The sequence below is a fragment of the Parolsenella sp. LCP21S3_E11 genome (assembly GCF_052118165.1).
Taxonomy (GTDB): domain Bacteria; phylum Actinomycetota; class Coriobacteriia; order Coriobacteriales; family Atopobiaceae; genus Parolsenella.
The window spans coordinates 253,664-274,964 of sequence record NZ_JBQKHS010000001.1 but is presented as its reverse complement, the minus strand read 5'-3'; the positions used below and the strand labels follow the sequence as shown (position 1 = coordinate 274,964).

General features: G+C 66.3%; 20 protein-coding genes and 1 riboswitch. Of the genes, 3 read left to right on the top strand and 17 right to left on the bottom strand.

Annotation, left to right across the window (positions count from 1 at the left end; genetic code table 11):
* Positions 1–45 precede the first annotated feature (45 nt).
* The 4 genes from ACTQ1Z_RS01185 to ACTQ1Z_RS01170 all read right to left on the bottom strand — a co-directional run bounded on the left by ACTQ1Z_RS01185 (position 46) and on the right by ACTQ1Z_RS01170 (position 3,697).
* Entirely contained in the window at positions 46–768 is a 723-nt protein-coding gene (locus ACTQ1Z_RS01185) for an energy-coupling factor transporter transmembrane component T family protein (RefSeq protein ID WP_441858100.1), read from the bottom strand.
* Positions 765–2,330 carry an ABC transporter ATP-binding protein gene (locus tag ACTQ1Z_RS01180; protein ID WP_441858098.1) on the bottom strand — a complete coding sequence of 522 codons (1,566 nt, stop codon included), beginning with the start codon at positions 2,328–2,330 and terminating at the stop codon, positions 765–767. Before ACTQ1Z_RS01180 ends, ACTQ1Z_RS01185 begins: the two co-directional genes overlap by 4 nt.
* Positions 2,323–2,925: an ECF transporter S component gene (locus ACTQ1Z_RS01175; RefSeq protein ID WP_293814675.1), complete on the bottom strand. Its 603-nt coding sequence runs from the start codon at positions 2,923–2,925 to the stop codon at positions 2,323–2,325. The genes ACTQ1Z_RS01180 and ACTQ1Z_RS01175 overlap by 8 nt, the downstream gene beginning before the upstream one ends.
* 133 nt (positions 2,926–3,058) lie before the next feature.
* Positions 3,059–3,697 (bottom strand): YkoF family thiamine/hydroxymethylpyrimidine-binding protein, encoded by a 639-nt coding sequence (locus ACTQ1Z_RS01170; protein WP_441858096.1) that lies wholly within the window; start codon positions 3,695–3,697, stop codon positions 3,059–3,061.
* A 181-nt stretch (positions 3,698–3,878) separates the two neighbouring features.
* Positions 3,879–3,975: riboswitch (TPP riboswitch) on the bottom strand.
* Positions 3,976–4,284: 309 nt separating this feature from the next.
* Here ACTQ1Z_RS01170 and ACTQ1Z_RS01165 point away from each other — a divergent pair.
* Positions 4,285–5,364 carry a 6-phosphofructokinase gene (locus ACTQ1Z_RS01165; RefSeq protein ID WP_441858094.1) on the top strand — a complete coding sequence of 360 codons (1,080 nt, stop codon included), beginning with the start codon at positions 4,285–4,287 and terminating at the stop codon, positions 5,362–5,364.
* Positions 5,365–5,548: 184 nt separating this feature from the next.
* Here the strand turns inward: ACTQ1Z_RS01165 and ACTQ1Z_RS01160 are convergent, their stop codons facing one another.
* The 11 genes from ACTQ1Z_RS01160 to ACTQ1Z_RS01110 form a co-directional block, all read right to left on the bottom strand.
* Positions 5,549–6,904, bottom strand: coding sequence for a M18 family aminopeptidase (locus tag ACTQ1Z_RS01160; protein ID WP_320680015.1), 1,356 nt, complete (start codon positions 6,902–6,904; stop codon positions 5,549–5,551).
* A gap of 143 nt (positions 6,905–7,047) precedes the next feature.
* Positions 7,048–8,775 (bottom strand): acetyl-CoA carboxylase, carboxyltransferase subunit beta, encoded by a 1,728-nt coding sequence (accD, locus tag ACTQ1Z_RS01155; RefSeq protein ID WP_441858092.1) that lies wholly within the window; start codon positions 8,773–8,775, stop codon positions 7,048–7,050.
* The gene (locus ACTQ1Z_RS01150; protein ID WP_441858090.1) at positions 8,762–10,105 is read right to left on the bottom strand and encodes an acetyl-CoA carboxylase biotin carboxylase subunit; all 1,344 of its coding nucleotides are present in this window, start codon (positions 10,103–10,105) and stop codon (positions 8,762–8,764) included. The genes accD and ACTQ1Z_RS01150 overlap by 14 nt, the downstream gene beginning before the upstream one ends.
* 11 nt (positions 10,106–10,116) lie before the next feature.
* On the bottom strand, positions 10,117–10,539 hold the full coding sequence (gene fabZ / locus ACTQ1Z_RS01145; RefSeq protein ID WP_441858088.1) for a 3-hydroxyacyl-ACP dehydratase FabZ: 423 nt from the start codon (positions 10,537–10,539) through the stop codon (positions 10,117–10,119).
* Between the two features lie 9 nt (positions 10,540–10,548).
* The gene (accB, locus tag ACTQ1Z_RS01140) at positions 10,549–11,043 is read right to left on the bottom strand and encodes an acetyl-CoA carboxylase biotin carboxyl carrier protein (RefSeq protein WP_441858086.1); all 495 of its coding nucleotides are present in this window, start codon (positions 11,041–11,043) and stop codon (positions 10,549–10,551) included.
* Positions 11,044–11,045: 2 nt separating this feature from the next.
* Positions 11,046–12,281: a beta-ketoacyl-ACP synthase II gene (gene fabF, locus ACTQ1Z_RS01135; RefSeq protein ID WP_441858084.1), complete on the bottom strand. Its 1,236-nt coding sequence runs from the start codon at positions 12,279–12,281 to the stop codon at positions 11,046–11,048.
* A 51-nt stretch (positions 12,282–12,332) separates the two neighbouring features.
* Positions 12,333–13,106, bottom strand: a complete 774-nt coding sequence (gene fabG / locus ACTQ1Z_RS01130; protein ID WP_441858082.1) for a 3-oxoacyl-[acyl-carrier-protein] reductase — start codon at positions 13,104–13,106, stop codon at positions 12,333–12,335.
* Entirely contained in the window at positions 13,093–14,058 is a 966-nt protein-coding gene (locus ACTQ1Z_RS01125) for an ACP S-malonyltransferase (RefSeq protein ID WP_441858080.1), read from the bottom strand. Before ACTQ1Z_RS01125 ends, fabG begins: the two co-directional genes overlap by 14 nt.
* Positions 14,046–14,990 carry an enoyl-[acyl-carrier-protein] reductase FabK gene (fabK, locus tag ACTQ1Z_RS01120; RefSeq protein ID WP_441858078.1) on the bottom strand — a complete coding sequence of 315 codons (945 nt, stop codon included), beginning with the start codon at positions 14,988–14,990 and terminating at the stop codon, positions 14,046–14,048. The genes ACTQ1Z_RS01125 and fabK overlap by 13 nt, the downstream gene beginning before the upstream one ends.
* 2 nt (positions 14,991–14,992) lie before the next feature.
* Positions 14,993–15,229 (bottom strand): acyl carrier protein, encoded by a 237-nt coding sequence (locus ACTQ1Z_RS01115; RefSeq protein WP_293814687.1) that lies wholly within the window; start codon positions 15,227–15,229, stop codon positions 14,993–14,995.
* A gap of 67 nt (positions 15,230–15,296) precedes the next feature.
* Positions 15,297–16,262 carry a beta-ketoacyl-ACP synthase III gene (locus ACTQ1Z_RS01110; protein ID WP_441858075.1) on the bottom strand — a complete coding sequence of 322 codons (966 nt, stop codon included), beginning with the start codon at positions 16,260–16,262 and terminating at the stop codon, positions 15,297–15,299.
* Positions 16,263–16,552: 290 nt separating this feature from the next.
* Between ACTQ1Z_RS01110 and ACTQ1Z_RS01105 the strand changes: the two genes are divergently transcribed.
* Positions 16,553–17,521, top strand: coding sequence for a D-2-hydroxyacid dehydrogenase (locus tag ACTQ1Z_RS01105; RefSeq protein WP_441858073.1), 969 nt, complete (start codon positions 16,553–16,555; stop codon positions 17,519–17,521).
* A 93-nt stretch (positions 17,522–17,614) separates the two neighbouring features.
* Here ACTQ1Z_RS01105 and ACTQ1Z_RS01100 read toward each other — a convergent pair whose 3' ends face one another.
* Together ACTQ1Z_RS01100 and ACTQ1Z_RS01095 are read right to left on the bottom strand one after the other, a co-directional pair.
* Positions 17,615–18,652: a putative ABC transporter permease gene (locus tag ACTQ1Z_RS01100; protein WP_441858071.1), complete on the bottom strand. Its 1,038-nt coding sequence runs from the start codon at positions 18,650–18,652 to the stop codon at positions 17,615–17,617.
* Positions 18,649–19,272 (bottom strand): HD domain-containing protein, encoded by a 624-nt coding sequence (locus ACTQ1Z_RS01095; RefSeq protein ID WP_441858069.1) that lies wholly within the window; start codon positions 19,270–19,272, stop codon positions 18,649–18,651. The genes ACTQ1Z_RS01100 and ACTQ1Z_RS01095 overlap by 4 nt, the downstream gene beginning before the upstream one ends.
* A gap of 183 nt (positions 19,273–19,455) precedes the next feature.
* Here ACTQ1Z_RS01095 and ACTQ1Z_RS01090 point away from each other — a divergent pair, with 183 nt between their 5' ends.
* Entirely contained in the window at positions 19,456–21,252 is a 1,797-nt protein-coding gene (locus ACTQ1Z_RS01090; protein WP_441858067.1) for a 1-deoxy-D-xylulose-5-phosphate synthase, read from the top strand.
* The last annotated feature ends 49 nt before the right edge of the window (positions 21,253–21,301 follow it).

Below are 21,301 nucleotides of genomic sequence, written 5' to 3'. Positions count from 1 at the left end.
CGCGGACGGGCGTGGGGAGCTCGCGCGACCCCACGCCCACCCCACCTACGGCACCAGAACGAGCGCGGCGACAATCGCCGCGTTCAGCCCCACGGCGAAGGCGACATCACGAGCGCGGAGCGGCACCTCGAACGCGCAGCGTCGTTCGCCGGAGTCCCCGAACCCGCGAGACTCCATTGCCATGGCAAGGCTCTCCGAGCGCTCGAGGGCGTGCGCCAGCATCGGCACGACACGCCTAGGAGACAGCGGGTTCACGTGAACGCCGCGGGCCTTAAGCGCAAGGCCGACCTCGGCGTACTCGTCCTTGACCACGGGAAAGAAGTGGTAGGCGGCCAGTACGCCGTAGGCGAACTTCGGCGGCAGGCGGAACTGCTGCATGAGGCTCATAACCAGCTCGAAAGCATCGCTCGTGAAGGCGAATGACAGGCCCAGGCCGCCGTATGCCATGACGCGGCTCGCGAGCTGCGCGGCGGTGGTCCAGTCACTGGCGAACAGGGTGCGCTGGCCAAACACGTCCGCCTCGATGGCCGCGGAGGCGTTTCCGCCCGAGCCATACATGAGACCGGTCACAAAGAGCGCCGCCGAGGTCAGGGCGAAGGGCACGAGCGCCGCTGCGACGCCGCGACGGTTCGTGCCAGGGCTCGCGAGCGTCGCCACAAGGGCGGTGACGCAAACCGCGAGGTTGACGCGCGTGTTGAACGTGACGGAGAGGATGAGCGACGCCACGGTGAGCGCGGCGAGCTTGATCCCGGGATTCAGGCTCCTCATGAGGCACTCCCCTCTCGAACGGCGGATGCGGCGGCATCGGCGGGCGCGGCAATCGAGACGGCGTCGGCAGGCGCGGCGGTCGTCGCGGGCTCACGACGAGCCTCGACGTAGGCGTCAAGCTCCTCGCCCTCGAGCGGACGCACATGCCCGTCACCTACGAGCAGCACCTGGTTGGCGATGGCGCGGGCGAGCACGAGGTCGTGCGTCGCCACGACGACGGTGAGGCCAGCGGCAACGCGTCGCTCGAGTACGTCGAGCATCTTCCGCGTCGAACGCTCGTCCTGCGCATACGTAGGCTCGTCGAGCAGAAGGACGTCGGCACGCCCCGCTAGCATCGCGAGCATGGCGAGACGGCGCTGCTGGCCCTGGCTAATCTCATACGGCGAGCGCTCGCCCAGGCCCTTCAGGCCAAACTCGGCGAGAAGGTTGGGCACGCGTGCCGCAAGCTCCTCCTCCGCCACATCTGGATTGGCGGCACGCAGCGTCACCATGACTTCCTCGGCAACAGTGAGCGCGAGGAACTGCAGACGCGGGTTCTGGAAGACCAGGCCAACGGATCCCTCGACCGCGAGCTCGCCGGACGTGCGACACGCGCCCGCGATGGCATGGAGCAGCGTGGACTTGCCGCTGCCGCACTCGCCCACGAGGGCAGCCACGCTGCCGTGAGCCACCTCGAACGAAACACCCGAGAGCACGGTGGACGCCGACCGGCCTCGCCCATAGCCAACGGACAGGTCGCGGACGCGGACGACCTTCTCGGCATCCTCGGAAACGAGCGCGGGGCGCAGGCCCCTCGCCCATTCGTCATTCACGAACAGGCCGTCGGCGCGCATTTCCGCCTCATGGGCCGCGAACTCCGCGACCGGGAAGCTTGCCTCGTCAAGGCTGCCATGCTCGCGCATGAGCACGACGCGGTCCGCAAAGGGCAACCACCAACCGGCACGATGGTCGACCACCACGAGCGTCACGCCCTCTTGCTCGTTGAGACGGCGAAGCTCGACGGCGACCGAGGCGCACGACGACGGATCGAGATTGGCGAACGGCTCGTCAAGCACGAGCGTGCGGGCGCCGCACGCGAGCGCGGTGCACAGCGCGAGCTTCTGCTTGGTGCCGCCGGAGAGCTGGCCGATGCGGTCCTTCTCGCGTCCCTCGAGGCCCACGAGCGCGAGGAGCTCGCGACAGCGCTCGCGCATGTCACCAGGCCAGGCGACGTTTTCGAGCGCAAAGAGCACCTCGCGCTCGACCGTATCCATGCAGAACTGGTTGTCAGGATTCTGGAACAGTATCGAGACTTCGCGGCTTCGCTCGCACGGACCCATCTTCCCCACCGGACGACCAGCCGCAAGGACCTCGCCCTCGAGCTCGCCTGCATAGGCCGGGTAAAGCCCGGCGAGGCAGAAGGCGAGCGTCGACTTGCCCGACCCGGAGGCCCCCATCACGAGGACGACCTCCCCCCGACGCACGGTCAGGGAGAGGTCGGAGAAGACCGGGCCCGAGCCCTCGCTGTAGCGAAAGCCCAGGCCACGAGCCTCGAGCGCGATGTCCGTCTCGGCGCTAGGCACGCGAGCGACCCAGGGCGTAGCCCTTAAGCAGGCCGGTCTTGGCGAGGCCGTCGCCGATGGCCTTGGAGAGTAGGCCGGCGAAGAGCATGGAGCTCACGAGCCTCACGACGAAGAACAGCACGAGCACCGGGACGGCAATGAGGCCGTAGCCGGAGCGGATGAAGCTCCAGACGAAGCTGATGACGGTGCAGAAGGCGCTCGCGAGCAGCATGTCCTTGGTCTCGAAGCTCTTGTAGTGGCCGAGGGCGAAGGCGAGCTCGGCGCCGGCACCCTGGACGAGGCCGGTCACGATGACCATCGGGCCATACATGTTGCCGAGAAGGACCTCGATGAGGGCGGCGACGACCTCAGAGACGAGAGCGACGCCCGGACGCTGGATGATGTAGGCCGCGAGCGTGGACACCATGAACCAGATGCCAAACACGATCTCGTTGCCCATGGGGCCGATGCCCATCGGGGTGAAGGCGGCGACCATTGCCGCGGCGGCGTAGACCGCCACGAGGTAGACAACGCCGAAGACGACGCAGAGCATCGCCACGAAGATGATCTCCTGGAGCTTCCAGCCGCCCTTGGCGGCACCGTTCTCGTTAGCCATTCCTTGTTTCTCCTCTCGTCACCTGAAAAAGGGACTGTCCCTTTTTCAGGTTCTTGCGGTAAGTGCGCGGGCGTGGGTCGCCCGTCGCGTCGTTCAGCGCGACAGCCAGCGCGCTGGCCAAGCCCTCGTGGTCCTACTCGACCGTGGGGCTATTGACGTTGATCGTGAAGTGCAGCACGTAATGGTGGACGTTCTCGCTCGCTTCCATGAGCTCGCAGACCTCCTGCAGGTAGGTGAAGACGTCCTTGATGCTGCCCTCGATGCGCGTGGCGTAGTGAATCGTGGTGGGGTTGAGGCCACGCTTCTCGGCGAGGCGCCAGACCTCGGCGATGTCGTCGATGTAGTCGCCCACGCCCATGGGATAGAGGGCGAGCTTGCACAGGCACGGCTGGGTGGCAGCCTCGACGATGGCGTGGTTGGGAGCCTCGCCCGTAGCCTCGAGCACCGAGTCGCCGGAGACGTCACCCGGGCAACCCTTGGAGACCTGGCCCTCGATGGCCATGTGGACGCCCTCAGTCCAGGAGCTGGCGAACAGCGCGGAGACCGCATCCATCACATAGGGAAGCTTGCCGCGGTAGACCGTCGAAAGGGCGTCGGTCTCGCTCCAGACGCAGGAGGTGTCGACGCGCCCGAGGGCACCGAGAATGATGTCGATGAAGTTGTCGCACATAGGGTAGAGCGTGAATCGGCAGCCGGAAATCGGCAGGTCAGTGCCCCTGCCAGCCCAAGGCAGATCGGGGCGGTTGCAGCCCTCACAGCAGTTTTCAGACATGTCTTCCTCTCGTTCGTGACGCAGGCGGGCTGCGTCGTGGCCGCACGGGCCACATCCGCGGCCGTAGGGACCGCATCTGGATGCAAGCAGGAACGAGAGGCTTGAACGAGCCGGCAAGACAACGTCGCCGCACGAGACGGCGGGTGCGGCAAAGCCGCGCGCCAGAAGAACGACGCCTCGAACGCGAGACGGGTAGCTTCCCTACGCTGGTCCTAACCAGGTCAGGTTCAAGGGGTTGGAAATCCTCTCAGCTCTTGCGAGCACCCCCAGCACGCGTGCCGCGCGTGGCGGCAACGGTTTGGCATTGTACTAACCCCGACGATGCTGTCAAGAGGCGTTGCAATTGCACGCTAGCACGCCAACAGCCCGACGTAGCCACCGTCTTAGCTGCTCAGAAGCTCTGTCACTCGTCGCGACGGCACTTGACGGGCCTTTGCGCCCGCTTGCACTCTGTCATGAAACTGTTACGTCTGCGTCCGGAACGCGTTCGGCGGGGAATACTTATGTAAGACTGTGCCGGTGAACCAAAAAGACGCCCTGCAGGGATCGCGACGCGCCCCGCCGTGGCGGATCAGAAGGGAGCTCCCATGCTCAGGATTGGCCTTCTTACCAGCGGCGGCGACTGCCAGGCGCTCAACGCCACCATGCGTGGCATCGTGAAGACCGTGCTCAGGAACTCGAAGGAAAAGGTCGAGATCTACGGCTTCGAAGACGGCTACCAGGGCCTCATCTACGGTCGCTATCGCAAGATGAGCTGGGCTGATTTCTCTGGCATCCTCATCAAGGGCGGCACAATCCTGGGCACCAGCCGCACGCCCTTCAAGCTCCTCGACACGCCCGAGGCGGACGGTGTCGAGAAGGTCCCCGCGATGGTCAAGAACTATCGCAAGCTCGATCTCGACTGCCTGTTCGTGCTGGGCGGTAACGGCTCCACGAAGACTGCCAACCGCCTTCGCGAGGAGGGCCTCAACATAATCGCCCTGCCGAAGACCATCGACAACGACACCTATGGCACCGACATGACCTTCGGCTTCCCCAGCGCCATTGACATCGCGACGAAGTGCATCGACGACATCCACACCACGGCGGACAGCCATCGTCGCGTCTTCGTGATCGAGATCATGGGCCACAAGGTTGGCTGGATTCCGCTCTACGCGGGCATTGCCGGCGGCGCCGACGTCATCCTCATTCCCGAGATTCCGTACGAGATGGACAACGTGATTGACGCCATTGAGCAGCGCGAACGCGATGGCGGGCGATTCTCGATCGTCGTCGTGGCCGAGGGCGCCATCACCAAGGAGGAGGCGGCGATGAAGAAGAAGGACTATAAGCGCCTGGTCGCCCAGCGCGTGAAGCCCAGCGTCGCCTACGACATCGCCGAGGAAATCGCCGCTCGCACCGATCGCGAGGTTCGCGTCGCGGTACCTGGCCACACGCAGCGCGGCGGCGAGCCCAGCGCGCAGGACCGCATCTTCGCGACCCAGTGTGGCGTCGAAGCCGCAAAGAGCTGCCTCGCCGGCGAGTACGGCTGCATGATTGCCCTGCGCGATGGCCGCATGACGCGCGTCCCGCTCAAGGAGGTCGCCGGCAAGCTCAAGTACGTCGACCCTAACAGCGAGCTCGTCCGCGAGGCCAAGATGCTTGGCATTTCCTTCGGCGACGAGTAGGACACGAACGGTTTATCCGTCTCCCGCCAATAGGCTCAGCTAGACCAATCAGGCGCCGCCCAGCTTCTCCAGCCGGGCGGCGCCTTTTCTGTTAGGGGGTGCGGCCGTAGCCACACCCCCTCAAAACGTTAGATTTCCCTGCGCTACCCGCCCGATACTTCGACTTCCTGGCAATAGCCGGGTGTTACCCGAGCGTCACGGCATCGGCACCGTCGATGCGGAGGTCGGCGTTATAGAAAGCCGTGAGAGCCTCGATGGCGAGGGTCACATCGCGCGCTCCGCCTGTCTCGTAGCTCGAGTGCATGGCCAGCTGCGGCAGGCCCACATCAACGGCATGTACGCTGACCTGCGTGTTCGAAAGGTTACCGAGCGTAGAGCCGCCCGCCATGTCGCTGCGGTTGGCAAACGTCTGAAGCGGCACGCCCGCATCGGCACAAACCGCCTGGAGCACGGCGCGGCTGAAGGCGTCGGTGCAGTACTTCTGGTTCGCCGCCTCCTTCACCACGAGGCCGCCGTTAAGGCGACAGCGGTTGACGGCGTCGCACTTACCCGCCTGGTTCGGGTGAACGGCATGCGCGTTATCGCAGCTCACGAGCATGGACTTGGCAACCGCCTGGCACAGCTCGTCGCTCGTGTGCCCGAGCGCCGCATTAACGCGCGCGAGGGTATCGGCGAGCACGGTGGACATGGCGCCCTGCTTCGTGTTCGAGCCAACCTCCTCGTTGTCGAAGCAGCAGTAGACGCTCACATCACGCTGGTTGTCGCTCGCAAGGAACGCCTTGAGCGACGTGAATGCGCAGGCAAGGTCATCAAGCTTGGGCGAGGACACGAACTCGCTGGCAGCACCCCACACGCAGCCACGCTGACGGTTCACGAGGAACAGATCGCGCGCGACGATGTTCTCGGGCTCGATCCCAAGATGCTCTGCCACGAGCGCGTCGACGGTGCCCACGGTGCAGTCACCTGCGGACATGATCGGGCACAGGTCGGTCGCGCGGTTGGGCGAGAACTTGTCGTTCACGGCACGATCAAAGTGAATGGCAAGGCTCGGGATAATCGCGACGTCACGGTCGAGCGACACGAGGCGGCTCTCGATGCGAGAACCCTCGCGCACGAGCACGCGACCAGCAAGCGACAGGGGCTTATCGAACCAGGTGTAGTCGATCATGCCGCCGTAAGCCTCGGTGTCGAGACGCAGGTAGGCCTCGGGGCCTTCCATCTCGGCAACGTTCTTGAGCTTAAACGCCGGCGAATCCGCGTGAGACGCCGCAAGCTGGAAGTGATAGCTCGAGTCCTCCTCGGCAACGCGCTCGCCCACCTTCCAGGCGATGACGGTCGAGTTGTTGCGACACGTGTAGTAGCTGCCGCCCGCGCGGACATCCCACGCGCCGGCCTCGGGGAGGTACGTGAAACCGGCCTCGTCGAGGTAGGAGCGAATGGTCTTAACGGAGTGGAACATGCTCGGGCTCTTCTGAATGAAGCTGACGAGCTCCTCAGCAGCGGCGATTTCCGCCGCGGAAGTCTTAGTGGTGACGCCCATGCGATTCCCTTCTGACGTTTGGTTGCCCGTCCAGTCTATCACCCGCATGCGAACAGGGGATGCAGCCCGACTGCGCACGCGAGGATGCCGTCGCCGCGCGCAAACGAAAGACACGGCTCCCCCGCATCATCCTCCGCCGTCCCCTAATCCAGGCGGTTCACGCCAATCGCGCGGTACTTGGCATAGCGCCTTTCGACGAGCTCCTCGGCATCCAGGCCCGCAAGCTCGTCGAACGTCGTCTGTGCCTCGCGCACGATGTCACGGGCAAGCTCGGCCTTGGTAAGACCGGCATCGGCGATGACGCCATCGACAAGCCCAAGTTCCCGCAGCTCTGGTGCCGTGAGGCAAAGCACCGCGGCCGCGTCCTCGGCACGCTTCGGGTCCTTCCAGAGGATGGAGGCGCAGGCCTCGGGGCTCACAACCGAGAAAGCCGAGCTCTCGAGCATGAGCAACTTGTCGGCAACGCCCAGCGCGAGCGCTCCACCGCTACCGCCCTCGCCCGTGATCACGCTCACGACGGGCACCTTAAGCCCACTCATCTCAACGAGGTTCCGAGCGATGGCCTCGCCCTGGCCACGCTCCTCGGCGCCAATGCCACAGTAGGCACCCGAGGTATCGACGAGGCACAGCACCGGACGGCCAAACTTCTGGGCCTGCCGCATGAGGCGAAGCGCCTTTCGATACCCCTCCGGATGAGGCATGCCAAAATTGCGGCGTACGCGCTCCTTGGTCGTCGCGCCTCGTTCGATGGCAATGACGGTAATCGCGCGGCTATCCTTCCAGCCAATGCCCGCGACCACCGCGGCATCATCGCCAAAGAGGCGGTCTCCATGGAGCTCGACAAACCCGTCGAGGCCAGACTCGATGATTTCCGTGGCGGTCACCCTATCCGCCGAGCGAGTGAGCTTGACGACGTCATACGCACTCCTCGCCGCCGCTCCCCTCTTCGCCTTGCCCACGCGCTTGGCCAGGCGGCTTGGCACGCCACCAGCGTGCGAGTGGGGCGAGTCCCCCGCGGGAGCCTCCCCCTCATGAAGGGCCAGCAGCTCCGCGAGGGTGGCGACCATGTTCCCGCGCTCAACGATGGCATCGCAAAAGCCGTGCTCAAGGAGGAACTCAGATCGCTGGAAGCCAGCGGGAAGCTTCTTCCTGGCGGTCTGCTCGATCACGCGCGGGCCGGCGAAAGCCGCGAGCGCACCCGGCTCGGCGAGCGTGACGTCGCCCTCCATGGCGAAGCTCGCCGTGACGCCACCCGTCGTGGGGTCCGTCAGAACGCACACGTAGAGAAGCCCCGCCTCGGAGTGACGACGCACGGCGGCCGACACCTTCGCCATCTGCATGAGCGACGTAACGCCCTCCTGCATGCGAGCCCCACCGGAAACGGTGAAGCCCACAACGGGAAGTCGCAGCTCACAGGCCTTCTCGAACGCACGGCAGATCTTCTCGCCAACGACTGATCCCATCGATCCCATCATGAAGTCGGCGTTCATGAAGAACAGCGCGCAGGCATGCCCGCCTATGGTGCCACGCCCGCAGATGACGGCATCGTTCTCGTGAGACGACGCGCGCGCCGCCTCGAGCTTCTCGGCATATCCCGGAAACTCCAGGAAGTCCGTCGCCCGAAGGCCGGCGTCCCACTCCTCGAAGCTCCCCGCGTCGACGGTCGCGCGCATGCGAGCACGGCCAGACAGGCGCAGGTGCTTGCCGCAGCGTGGGCACACCTCGAGGTTCTCGCGGAGCGTCCCCTCGTCAATGGCACGGCGGCAACCAGGGCACTTAACGAGCACGTGGCGCGCGGGAAACTCGGCACAGACCTCGGTCATGGGCCCCTCGAGCGCGTTCAGGGCATGGCCGATCCTATTGCGCAGCATTGATGCCCTCCATCAGGTTCGTGTGGTAGTTGCCGGAGAGGAACTCCTCATTGGCAAGAATCCGCAGCTGGAGCTCGCTATTCTCATCGACGCCCTCGATCACAAGCTCGCCCAGGGCAGAGCGCATCTTGCGAATGGCGCCGTCGCGCGTAGACGCGCAGACGATGACCTTCGCGAGCATCGAGTCGTAGTAGGGCGGCACGACGGCGCCGGGGAAGAGCGCCGAGTCGAAGCGCACCTTCGGCCCGCCAGGAACGTGCAGCATCGTGACGGTGCCGCACGAGGGCAGATAATCGGGCGTCTCGGCGTTGATGCGGCACTCCATGGCGTGGCCAGCCACCGGAAGGTCCTCGCGCTCGAAGGGCAGGGCCTGGCCCGCCGCCACGCGCAGCTGCCATTTGACGAGGTCAACGTCAGTGACGAACTCGGTAACGGGATGCTCGACCTGCAGGCGCGTGTTCATCTCCATGAAGTAGAAGCTGCCATCGTCCGAGTAGAGGAACTCGACGGTGCCGGCGCCCTCGTAGCCCACGGCGCGAGCGAGGTCACGCGCGGCGCGATGCATGCGCTCGCGCACGTCAGGGCGACCCTCGAGACAGGGCGCCGGGCTCTCCTCAACGAGCTTCTGGTTGCGGCGCTGCACGGAGCACTCGCGCTCGCCGAGGGAGAAGACGTTGCCAAACTTGTCGGCCATGACCTGGACCTCGACGTGGTGAGCGGGCGAGACGAACTTCTCCATGTAGCACTCGCCGTCACCGAAGGCGGCCTCCGCCTCTGCGCGCGCCTCGCCGAAGGCACGCCCGGCATCCTCGACACGCTCGACCTTGCGGATGCCTCGACCGCCGCCGCCCGAGCGGGCCTTGATGAGCACGGGGCACCCGATGCGGCGCGCCTCGCGCTCCGCCTCCTCGGGGGACTTCAGCAGGTCGCACCCGGGAACCACGGGCACGCCCGCGGCCTTCGCGGTGCGGCGGGCGGCGTCCTTATCGCCCATGCGGTCGATGACCTCGGCGGAGGGGCCCACGAACGCAAGACCGCACTTCTCGCACTCACGCACGAAGCCCGCGTTCTCCGAGAAGAACCCGTAGCCGGGATGGATCGCCTTGGCGCCAGACTTCACGGCCGTGGTCAGGACCGCGTCCTCGTTGAGGTAGCTCTCCGCAAGACGCGAGCCGCCGATGCAGTAGGCCTCATCGGCGAGACGCACGTGCAGGGCTTCGGCATCCGCGGGCGAGTAGACGGCGACGGTCCGCACGCCCATGTCGCGGCAGGCGCGAATCACGCGAACGGCGATCTCGCCCCGGTTCGCGACCAGAATCTTGTCGAACATCGACCCATCCCCTACCGGACTTCGTCCACGAGCGCGAACGACATGGATGCCTTGCAGCAGACCTCGCCATCCACGGTCGCGGTTCCCTCGCAGAAGCGGAAGGGGCCGCGCGCACGGGTGAGCCTGCAGCTGAGCTCGATGGTGTCGCCCGGGCGGACCGGGCGCTTGAAACGCACCTTGTCGAGACTCGTGTAGAGCGGCGTGCCACCCTGGGCGAGCTCCTCGGAGAAGAGCACGCAGCAGTTCTGGGCAAGCATCTCGCACTGGATCACGCCCGGCACCACGGGGTTGCCAGGAAAGTGCCCCTGGAGAAAGAACTCCTCACCGGTGATGGTGATGCGCCCGCGGGCCTCGTCACCCACGAGCTCGGCCTCGTCGAGCAAGAGCATCGGCTCGCGATGCGGCAGGACGCGCTTGATCTCTTCCCTGTTCATGTCTGACCCCTAACCGATCCTCATGAGGCAACTGCCGTACTCGACCAAATCGCCGTCAGCGGCCTCGATGGAGAGGATCTCGCCGTCCGCCGTGGCGGCGACCTCGTTCATGACCTTCATCGCCTCGATGATGCAAAGCGTCTCGCCCTTGCGGACCTTCGAGCCCACGCGCACGAAGGGCTCGGCATCCGGCGCCGGGGAGGCGTAGTAGACGCCCACCATCGGAGACGTGACCTCCACGCCCGCGGGTTCCGCCCCCGCAGGCTCAGGCGCCACCGACGCCGCGACCTCGGCCTCGACCGTGGCAGCCCCCGCGGCCGGCACGGCCAGCGGCGCGGCGACGGCCGTACCGGCGACGACCTGCGGCATCACGACCGCGGGAGCCGCCTCGCGGACGGCACGCTCGAGCTCGAAGGCGGAGCCATCCGGCTCTTCGACGCGCACGCGGGTGAGACCACGGCCCTCCATCACGTCCGCTATCTCGGCAATCTTGTTGGAATCCATGCCTATGCCTCCTTGGCGGCTCGCAGGGCGACGCACGCGTTGTGACCGCCAAAGCCGAGGTTCGTCGAAAGCGCCCACCCAAGCTCGCAGGCACGGGCCTCGTTGGGCGTGTAATCCAGGTCGCAGGCGGGGTCGGGCGTCACGTAGTTGATGGTGGGCGGCACGATGCCGTCGCGCAGGGCGAGGGCACACGCCATGATCTCGACGGCACCGGTCGCGCCGAGCATGTGGCCGGTCATCGACTTGGTGGAGCTCACGTGGGCGGCATGGGTGGCATCCTCGCCCAGCGCGCGCTTGAAGCCGAGCGTCTCAGACGCGTCGTTGAGCTTCGTCGAGGTGCCGTGGGCGTTGATGTAGAGCCCTTCCCCGGGATTCACGCCGCCCTCCGCCACAGCCTGGCTAATGGCGCGAGCGATACCCGCGGCCTCAGGGTCCGGGCTCGTGATATGGTGGGCGTCATCGGTGTTGCCATAGCCAACGACCTCGGCATATATGCGCGCTCCGCGAGCGACGGCGTGCTCCCACTGCTCGAGAGCAAGCACGCACCCGCCCTCGCCCATGACGAAGCCATCGCGCTCGGCGTCGAAGGGGCGGCATGCCGTCGCGGGATCCGGGTTGGTGCTGAGCGCACGGCACGCAGTAAACCCCGCGACGACCTCGCGGATGATGGGTGCCTCTGCGCCACCCGCGAGGATGGCGTCCGCATAGCCGTGCTTGATCGCGCGGAACGCCTCACCCACCGCGTGGGCCGAGGTGGCGCACGCGGTCACCACGGGCAGGGTCGGCCCCTGGGCGTTGTGGCGGATGGCGACGTTGCCCGCGGCCATATTCGGGATCATCATCGCGACCAGGTAGGGAGAGGCACGACGCGGGCCCTTCTCCCCCATGAGGCGCACCTGCTCGGTGTAAGTCTCCACGCCGCCGATGCCCGAGCCGATGTAGACGCCCAGGCGCTCGTGGTCGACGGCTCCCTCGGCATCGAGTCCGGCGTCCGCCATCGCCTCGTCGGCTGCCGCCATCGCGAACTGCACGCAACGGTCGAGGTGCTTCGCCTCGCGACGCCCAAAGTACGCCTCGCCGTCAAAACCCTTGACCTCCGCCGCAACGCCCACCGAGAGGCCCTCCGTGTCGATGCGGGTTATGGGGCCGATGCCGCAACGCCCCGCGCACATGGCCTCCCAGGTCTCGGGGGTCGTGTTGCCCAGAGGCGTGACCGCGCCAATACCGGTGATCGCCACCCTATGTTCCATCGTCTTCTCCAAACCAGACCGAGGCACCCCGGCCCCTCTCTACATCGCCATTCCGCCGTCTACGCGAATGACCTCGCCCGTCACGTACGCCGCGGCGTCACTAACCAGGAAACGGACCACGCCCGCGACCTCGTCCGGGTCTGCCAGCCTGCCCAGGGGAATCTGGCCCTCGTATCGCTCGAGGACCTGCTCGGGCAGCGCCGCGGTCATGTCCGTGCGCACGAATCCGGGCGCCACCGCGTTGACGGTCACGTCTCGACCGGCGAGCTCTCGCGTTACGGACTTCGTAAGGCCGATGAGACCCGCCTTCGACGCGGCATAGTTCGCCTGTCCCGCGTTTCCCATAAGGCCCACGACCGACGACATGTTCACGATGCGGCCCCCGCGCTGGCGCATGAAAGCACGCGTGAGGGCACGCGTCATGTTGAAGGCGCCGGTGAGGTTCACACCGATCACACTCGCGAAGTCCTCGTCCTTCATGCGCGCGAGCAGCGTGTCGCGCGTGATGCCCGCGTTGTTGACGAGCGCCCAGACGGACCCGAAGTCCGCTAGGACGGCATTGACCGTCGCCTTGACCTCGTCGGCGTTGGCCACGTCACAGCGATAGGCGCGCGCCGTGGCACCCGCCGCCTCGCACTCGGCGACGGCCTCCGCCGCGGCTTCGGCGTTTCCCGCATAGACGAGCGCGACGTCAAAACCATCGGAAGCAAGCCCACAGGCAATGGCGCGACCGATGCCGCGCGACGCTCCCGTCACGAGGGCGACGCGCCTCGACCCCTCGCGTGCGAGCGCCCCTTCCCTACCGTTGTCCATCGCTTGAGTCCTTTCCTCCGCAAAGCGCGGCAGCAACCGCCTCGAGCTGCTCTGGCGTCTCGACGCCAGAGACCGAGACACCTTCGAGCGTCCGCTTGGCGAGCCCCTGGAGGGTCTTACCGGGACCAACCTCCACAAAGGTGTCCACGCCGGCGTCCGCCATCCAGTGCAGGGTCTCGACCCAACGCACCGGGCTCTTCACCTGCTCGGACAGAAGCGCCGCGGCCTCGCTCGCGCCAAGGGGATACGGACGAGCGGAGCGGTTGGCCACAACGGGCACTTGCGTCGCCGCGGGCTCGTGCGTCTCGAGGTATGCAGCCAGGCCCTCGGCCGCCGCGGCCATATACGGGCTGTGGAAGGCACCCGAGACGGCCACCCTCACCGCGCGACCGCCAGCCTCGCGCACGAGCTCGTCGAGCCTCTCGCAGGCAGCGGGCGAGCCCGCGACCGCGGTCTGAAGCGGGCTGTTGTAGTTCACGGGCCAGCAGGCGCCGTCCGTGTCCGCCCCGGCCCGGGAGGCAAGCTCCTCCACCGTGACGGCGTCGAGCTTGAGCACGGCGCGCATGGCACCGGGATGAGCCGCGGCCGCCTCTGCCATGAGCTCGGCACGACGGCACACGAGAGCAAAGCCCTCCTCGTCGTCAAACGCACCGGCGAAGGTCAGCGCCGCCACCTCGCCGAGGGAAAATCCAGCCACGACATCAGGGCGAACGCCGCGCTCGAGAAGGGCGCGAGCGCAGGCGAGGTCCACGGAGAAGACGCAGGGCTGCGTGTTCGCGGTCTGCGACAGCTCCTCCGCCGTACCCTCGAAGCACTGGGCGGAAGTCCCGGGGCGCACGGCGTCGGCGGCCTCGAACACGGCTCGAGCTGCGGGAGAGACGCTGGCAATGCCCGCGCCCATGCCCGGGCGCTGGGATCCCTGGCCCGCGAAGAGGAAGGCTACCTTACCCATCGGCCCGCCCCCGAGAGAACCTCCTGCGCGCCCTCGACCAGGTCATCGACGATCTCTCGCGCGCTCTGGCGCTCGTGCACCATGCCCGCGATCTGACCGCAGAGGAACGAGCCGTTCTTGACGTTGCCGTCCTTGGCGGCACGACGGAGCGCGCCCGTACCGACCTCCGCCAGCTTCTCCGGGCTCGCGCCCTCCGCCTCGAGCCTCGCATACGCGTTGCTGAACTGCGTCTTGAGCGCGCGGACCGGATGGCCCGTCGTGCGGCCCGTGGCACGGGTGGAGATGTCCTTCGCCTTGAGCACGAGTTCCTTGTACTCCTCGGAGACAGTGCATTCGTCCGCCACGAGGAAGCGCGTGCCAACCTGGACGCCCTGGGCGCCCAGCATGAGGGCGGCCGCGACGCCGCGGCCATCGGCGATGCCGCCCGCCGCGACGACGGGAACGTCAACGGCATCGACGACCTGCGGAACGAGGACCATCGTGGTGAGCTCGCCAATGTGGCCGCCGGACTCCGTGCCCTCCGCCACGACGGCGGTCGCGCCGGCACGGGCGACGAGCTTGGCAAGGGCCACCGAGGCGACGACCGGAATGACCTTGATGCCGGCAGCGAGCCAGCCCTTCATGAACCTGCGCGGATCACCGGCACCGGTGACGACCACCGGGACCTTCTCGTCGATGACGACCTGGGCGACCTCGTCCGCAAAGGGGCTCATGAGCATGACGTTCACGCCAAACGGCTTGTCCGTGAGGCGACGCAGCTCATGAATCTGCTCGCGGAGCCACTCGGCGTCCGCGTTCATGGCGGCGATAATGCCGAGGCCGCCCGCCTCGGAGACGGCGGCGGCAAGGGACGCGTCGGCGATCCAGGCCATGCCGCCCTGGAAGACGGGCTTCTCGATGCCCAGGACGTCGCAGAGAGGAGTCTTCAGCATCGTTACTTCTCCAGCTGGGCCTCGACCAGGTCGACGAACTCGCCGACGGTCTCCGGGTTGACGGACTGGTCAAGCTCGATGTCGAACTCGCCCTCGATGGCGACGACGACCTCGACGGTGGCGAGGCTGTCGAGGCCGAGCTCAGCCATGGTGGTGTCACGAGTCAGCTCGACGGTGTCGTCGCCGGCGTTGTCGCGGATGATGTCACAGACGCGCTCGAAGGTGTTGTCAGTAGCCATGTTCTTCTCCTTTGCTTGCCCTTTGGGCGTTGGCGTTTGTCTTGCCGATTGGTTCTTGCTATGCGAGTCACTGCTCCCAGCGAAGCAGACAGGCCCCCGTGTCAAGGCCAGCCCCAAAGCCGACCAGCGCAACGAGCTCTCCGCGCTCGAGCTCGCCCGAGCGGACGAGGCTGTCGAGCGCGAGCGGAATGCAGGCACTCGAGATGTTCCCCGTACTCCTGAGGGTGCGGACCACGCGCGCGTAGTCCACGCCCAGGAGCTTGACGGCGGCGGAGAGGATCCTCTCGTTCGCCTGGTGAAATACGAAGTGGTCAATATCAGAGAGCGCGACGCCGGCCTGGCCCGCCAGGGATTTGACGGCGTCACAGATGGCGCCGACGCCAAAGCGGAACACGCGACGGCCATCCATGGAAAGGGTGCTCGCGGCATGGTTCGCCGGCCTGAACGGACAGGTTCCGGAGACGCCCGGAACGTTCAGGGAGGCAACGTCGGGCGTCGTCGAAAAGCTCATCGCGAGGGGGCTCTCGCCCTCGTCAGCAGAGATGACGGCCGCGCCGGCACCGTCGCCAAACAGAACGCACGTCGCGCGGTCCTCCCAGTCGAGGATGCGGCTCATCTGCTCCGCGGCGACCACGAGGACACGCGAGGCACGGCCGCGGGCCATGAAGCCATCGGCGACGTCGAGGGCGAGGACGAAACCCGCACAGGCTCCCGAGACGTCGAACGCCGCGCAGTTGGCGCCCAAGCCCTCGGCGATGGCACACGCCTCCGCGGGAACGAGATGGTCGCCCGTCGTGGTCGAGCAGACGATGAGGTCGAGGTCCCCAGCGGCGACGCCCGCCATGTCGAGAGCTCGACGACTCGCCTCCATCGCAAGGTCGTCGAGGGTTTCCTCCGTGCAGATACGGCGCTCCTTGATACCCGTACGAGTGAAAATCCACTCGTCGGAGGTGTCGAGGAAATCCGACAGGTCGTCGTTGGTGACGACGCGCTCTGGAAGGGCAGATCCCGTACCGAGAATCCGGAAGGACAAGGCTTGGCACCCCTTTCGCGTGACGCTTGTTGACGTGTTAACATCTTATAGGCAGAAGAGCCTACCGGTCTGTTGTTGACTCGTCAACATCTAAGATGCCGTTCCTCACAAGTGCTTCATACGGAAAGCTACGGGCAAGAGAATCCATCTCTCACAAATGGATCGAGTCCATCCCCCGCATATGACTCGAGAGAACCTTGCAAGGCCGTTAAGCAATACGCGCCGACGCACGGGCCTATCCGTGGTGTGCGTAGGATACGGCCGAGAATAGCGCCACGAGAGGAGAGCCCATGCCCGGCAGTACCCTTAACGTCCTTGTCCTTCCGCCGTTCAATGAACAGCAGCGCACTCGACTCGAGGCATCTGCCCCGCACGCGCGCTTCACGTATGTGACGCCCAAGCCGGGCGCCATGCTCGGAAACCCCACCAGCGACCAGGTCGCCGAGGCGAACGTCATCGTGGGCAACCTCTCGCCCGAGCGTCTCCCCGAGGCAACCTCGCTCAAGCTGCTGCAGCTCAACACGGCCGGCTATGACAATTACCTTGCCGCGGGCACCCTTCCGGCAGACCTCGCGCTGTGCTGCGCCGTCGGCGCCTACGGTCAGGCGGTCTCCGAGCATCTCTTCGCGATGACGCTCGCCCTCATGAAGCGCCTCCCGGGCTACTACGATCTACAGCACGCCCATGACTGGGGCGACCTCGGCCCGGTCACCACCCTCGCCGGCGCACGAGTCCTCGTTCTGGGCACGGGTGACATCGGCAGCCACTTCGCTCAGCTCTGCCAGGCGATGGGTGCACGCGTCACCGGCGCGAACCGTCACGGCGGCGAGGTGCCTGCCGGCTTCGAGACGGTCCACCCTATTGACGAGCTGCCGCAGATTCTTGGCGAGGCGGACGTCGTCGCATCGTTCCTGCCGAGTTCACCGGCAACGCAAGGCCTTGTGGACGCCACGTTCTTCTCGGCGATGCGCCCGGGCGCCTTCTTCGCCAACGGCGGCCGCGGAGACCTCGTCGTCGCGGACGACCTGGTCGCGGCGCTCATGAGCGGGCACCTCGCAGGTGCCGCGCTCGACGTCACCTCGCCGGAGCCGCTTCCGGAGGACAGCCCGATTTGGGATGCACCCAACCTCTTGATCACGCCGCATGTCTCCGGCGGGTTCCACCTCTTCACGGTCCTCGACAACATCGTGGACATCGTCGCGGGGAACATCGCCCACCTCGAAGCCGGGGAGCCCCTGCGCAACCTCGTGCGGCACTAGCCTTGAAGCCGAGAAGCCCCTGCGCAACCTCGTGCGGCGCTAGCAACCACAGCCGTAGCGGCGGCGCCGGCAATCACGGCCTCACCGCACCACCTAGCGCTCGAACAGCTCCCTCACGCGCTCGCGGATGCCGGCACGATTGATGACGCTCTCGTAGCGCTTCATGCACATGCGCGGGAACGCATTGAAGAATCGCAGGTCTCGCCTGCCAAGACGCGACACGAGCGACTCGGCGGCGGAGTTGAGCCACTCCGTCGCCTGGGCATTCGAGGCCGCATGCCTCAGACGCGCGTTCTCGCCGGCGGCACGGAGCTCGGCCAGGCGGCCCTCGCCTCCGTGCTCCGCGATGCCATCACGCAGCATCTGCGTGGCCTGGCCAATGCCAGCCGCGACGACGCGCGGATCAAGCTTCGAGACAAGGTCCCCGGCAGCGTCGCGCGTGCGTTCATAGACCTCGGCGGCACCCTCTACCACGGGTTCCGGCAGCGCTTCGAGCATGCGCTCGGAGGCCTCGCCCATCGATTCGTCAATCCTGACCTGGATCTGCGTGCGCAGCGACTCGAGCTGGGTGGACAGGCGACGCCAGCTCGCCATGGCAAACACCAAATCAACGACGAGGGCTATCGCGCACACCACCGCCACCGCCTCGAGCGCGACAACAGGCACATTCACGAGCACGCCGAGAAGCGCAGGCTCGAACACACGGCAGATCAAGACCGCGCCGGCGCCAAACATCAGGAAGCCGTAGAGGCAAACCCGTCCGTTGATGTTGGCCGGCTTGTCCTCGTAATCCCAAAAGCGCGCGCCCGTCGTCGCTTCGAGCATGACGCTCACCGCGTATTCGAGTGTGCAGCACAGCAAGCCCGACACGAGGAACTGCGACAAGACGTCCGGAATCTCGCGGAGGAAGAGCCAGCACGCGAGAGCGCCCACGCCGTAGATCGGGCAGATGGGCCCAAGCAGGAAGCCGCTGTTGGCGAAGCGCCCCTGATTCATCATCGCGCAGGCGGTGGACTCCCAGAGCCATCCGGCAAAGCTATAGACGAGAAACGAGATGAAGAGTCCCGAAAGCGGGGCGGCGGGCACGGATGCCGCCAGAAGCGGGATCATCGCGGCGGATTCAGGACTCATCGACCGGCCTCCTTGAGCCAGCGGGGAAGCAGGCGCTTCGGCACACGCGAATCGAGCGTCTCGCGCAGGGCAACCAGCTTGTCAGCGCCGCACACAATCCATGCCTCCCGACACGTGGGTGGCATCGGTACCAGCGGAAACATGTGCCTCGCAATGATGTTGCGCTCGCGCTCGCCCAAGGTGAAATCGTCCTCCGCATTGCGCAGTGCGAAGAACGGGTGGCGAAACCCATGGAGCCGATGGCTCGGATCCGGATCGTGCCAGTCATAGAGGAAGTAATCGTGGAGAAGCGCCCCGCGCACGAGCGAGGGCCGATCGACCGCGATGCCATGACGCGCGAGGGCGTCCGCCATGCGACAGCTCTCAACCGCGACCGCCACCACATGCTCGTACACGGACACATCTCCATGCTGGACGAACTCGCGGCAAAGGCCGAGACGGCCCTCACGCTCGAGGCGAGCCGCCTCGGTGGCAACCTCGGGGGCAGTCGTACGGGCGCGCGACGGACGAACAGGGGCAGCGGGGTCACGCGCGACGTCCGCGGCCTTCGCGGCTTTGGTGCCCGCGGTGCCCGCCGCCGTCGCGGCCTCAGCGCCCACGTGGCTCGCGACTTCATGCATCAGACCACTCGTCAACGCCATCGCCCCCTAAAATAACCTCGCCAATCGACACTATTCTGCCGCTGGCACATCCCCACCACACTTTCTTTCCCCAAATGTGCCAATCTATATGTTTATGCGCCCTAAATAGGCGCACTTTTTAGCACGATTCAAGAAACCGCAGGTCAGATGATGGGAGGGCACATGTATCTCGAGGGCATTGCCACACCGGCAGACGTTCGCGCTCTCCCCGCCCAAGCGATGCGTCCCCTCTGCGAGGAAATCAGGTCCGCCATCATTGCGACCTGCGCCAAGGTGGGCGGTCACGTGGGCCCCAACCTTGGTGTCGTCGAGCTTACGGTGGCGCTCCACCGCGTCTTTGACTCCCCTCGAGACAAGATCGTGTTCGACGTCTCCCATCAGACCTATGCGCACAAGATGCTCACCGGCCGTGCCGAGGCATTCATAAACCCAGAGCTCATGGGCGCAGTCTCCGGATTCGCCAGCCCCGTTGAGAGCAAGCATGACCACTTCTCCATGGGTCACACCTCGACCTCGGTGGGCCTCGCGCTTGGCCTCGCGAAGGCACGCGACCTCGCGGGAGACACCTATGACGTCGTCGCCGTCATTGGCGACGGTTCGCTGTCCGGCGGCCTCGCCTTCGAAGGTCTCGACAACGCGGCAGAGCTCGGCACGAACCTCATCATCGTCGTGAATGACAACGAGTGGTCCATCTCCGAGGACCACGGTGGCATCTACGCCAACCTCGCCGAGCTGCGCGCCACGCGAGGACACGCCAAGGACAACTACTTCCGCTCGATGGGCCTCGACTATCGCTACCTCGAGGACGGCAACGACGAGGCCGCCTGCGAGGAGGCCCTCGCGAGCCTGCGCGGCTGCGACCACCCCGTCGTGCTCCACGTCCACACCCGCAAGGGCCTCGGCTTCGCCCCGGCGGAGGAAAACGAGGAGAGCTGGCATCACGTCGGCCCCTTCAACCCGGAGACTGGCGAGAAGCTCTCCGGCGGGCGTGCGAGCGGCGGCATCGTAATCACCCCGCCCGCCACCTATGCGGACATCACGGGTGAGTATCTACTCAAGCGCATGGCCTCTGACCAGCAACTTGTTGCCGTCTCTTCAGCCACGCCCTACATGATGGGATTCACGCCCGATCGTCGCGCCGCGGCAGGCAAGCAGTTCGTCGACGTCGGCATCGCGGAGGAGCACGCCGTCACGCTATGCGCCGGCCTCGCAGTTGGCGGTGCCAAGCCCGTCTACGGCGTCTACGGCACCTTCCTCCAGCGCACGTATGACCAGCTCTGGCACGACGTCTGCCTCAACGCCGCGCCGATCACGGTCCTTGTGTTCGGCTCGAGCGCCTTTGGCACGACCGATGCCACTCACCTGGGCTTTTATGACATCGCAATGCTCAGCGACATGCCAGGTCTCACCTACCTCGCGCCCACGTGCCGCGAGGAGTACCTCGCCATGCTCGACTGGGCGATCGACTGCCGCCGTGGCCCGTATGCGATTCGCGTGCCCGGAGCCGGCGTCGTCTCCCGCCCGAGCGTCGAGATTCCTGACGGCGGCTACGTCTTCGGCATTCCCGAGATCGTCCACGAGGGCACGAGCGGCGCCGCGATTCTCGCGCTTGGCTCCACCATGCCCCTGGGCGAGAAGGTGGTGGCCCTCCTCGCGGAGAAGGGCATCGACGTCACGCTCGTCAACCCGCGTTACGCATGCGGCATCGACTTCGACTGGGTGTACTCGCTCACAGACGAGAACCGCGTCGTGGTGACCCTCGAGGACGGCGTGCTCGACGGCGGCTTTGGCAGCCACATCGCCCGTATCCTCGGCCCCACCAACGCGCGCGTGCGCGGCTTCGGCCTGCCGTATGGCTTCCCGGATCGCTATGAGCCAGAAGACCTCCTCAATTGCTGCGGCCTGACCGAGAGAAGCGTCGCGAGCGAGGTCATCGAGCTGCTCGAGGAGACGTCCTAGCCCACCGTCCGCCGGACAGGCCGCGCCCAGGTGCGCCCGCGAGCCGCGT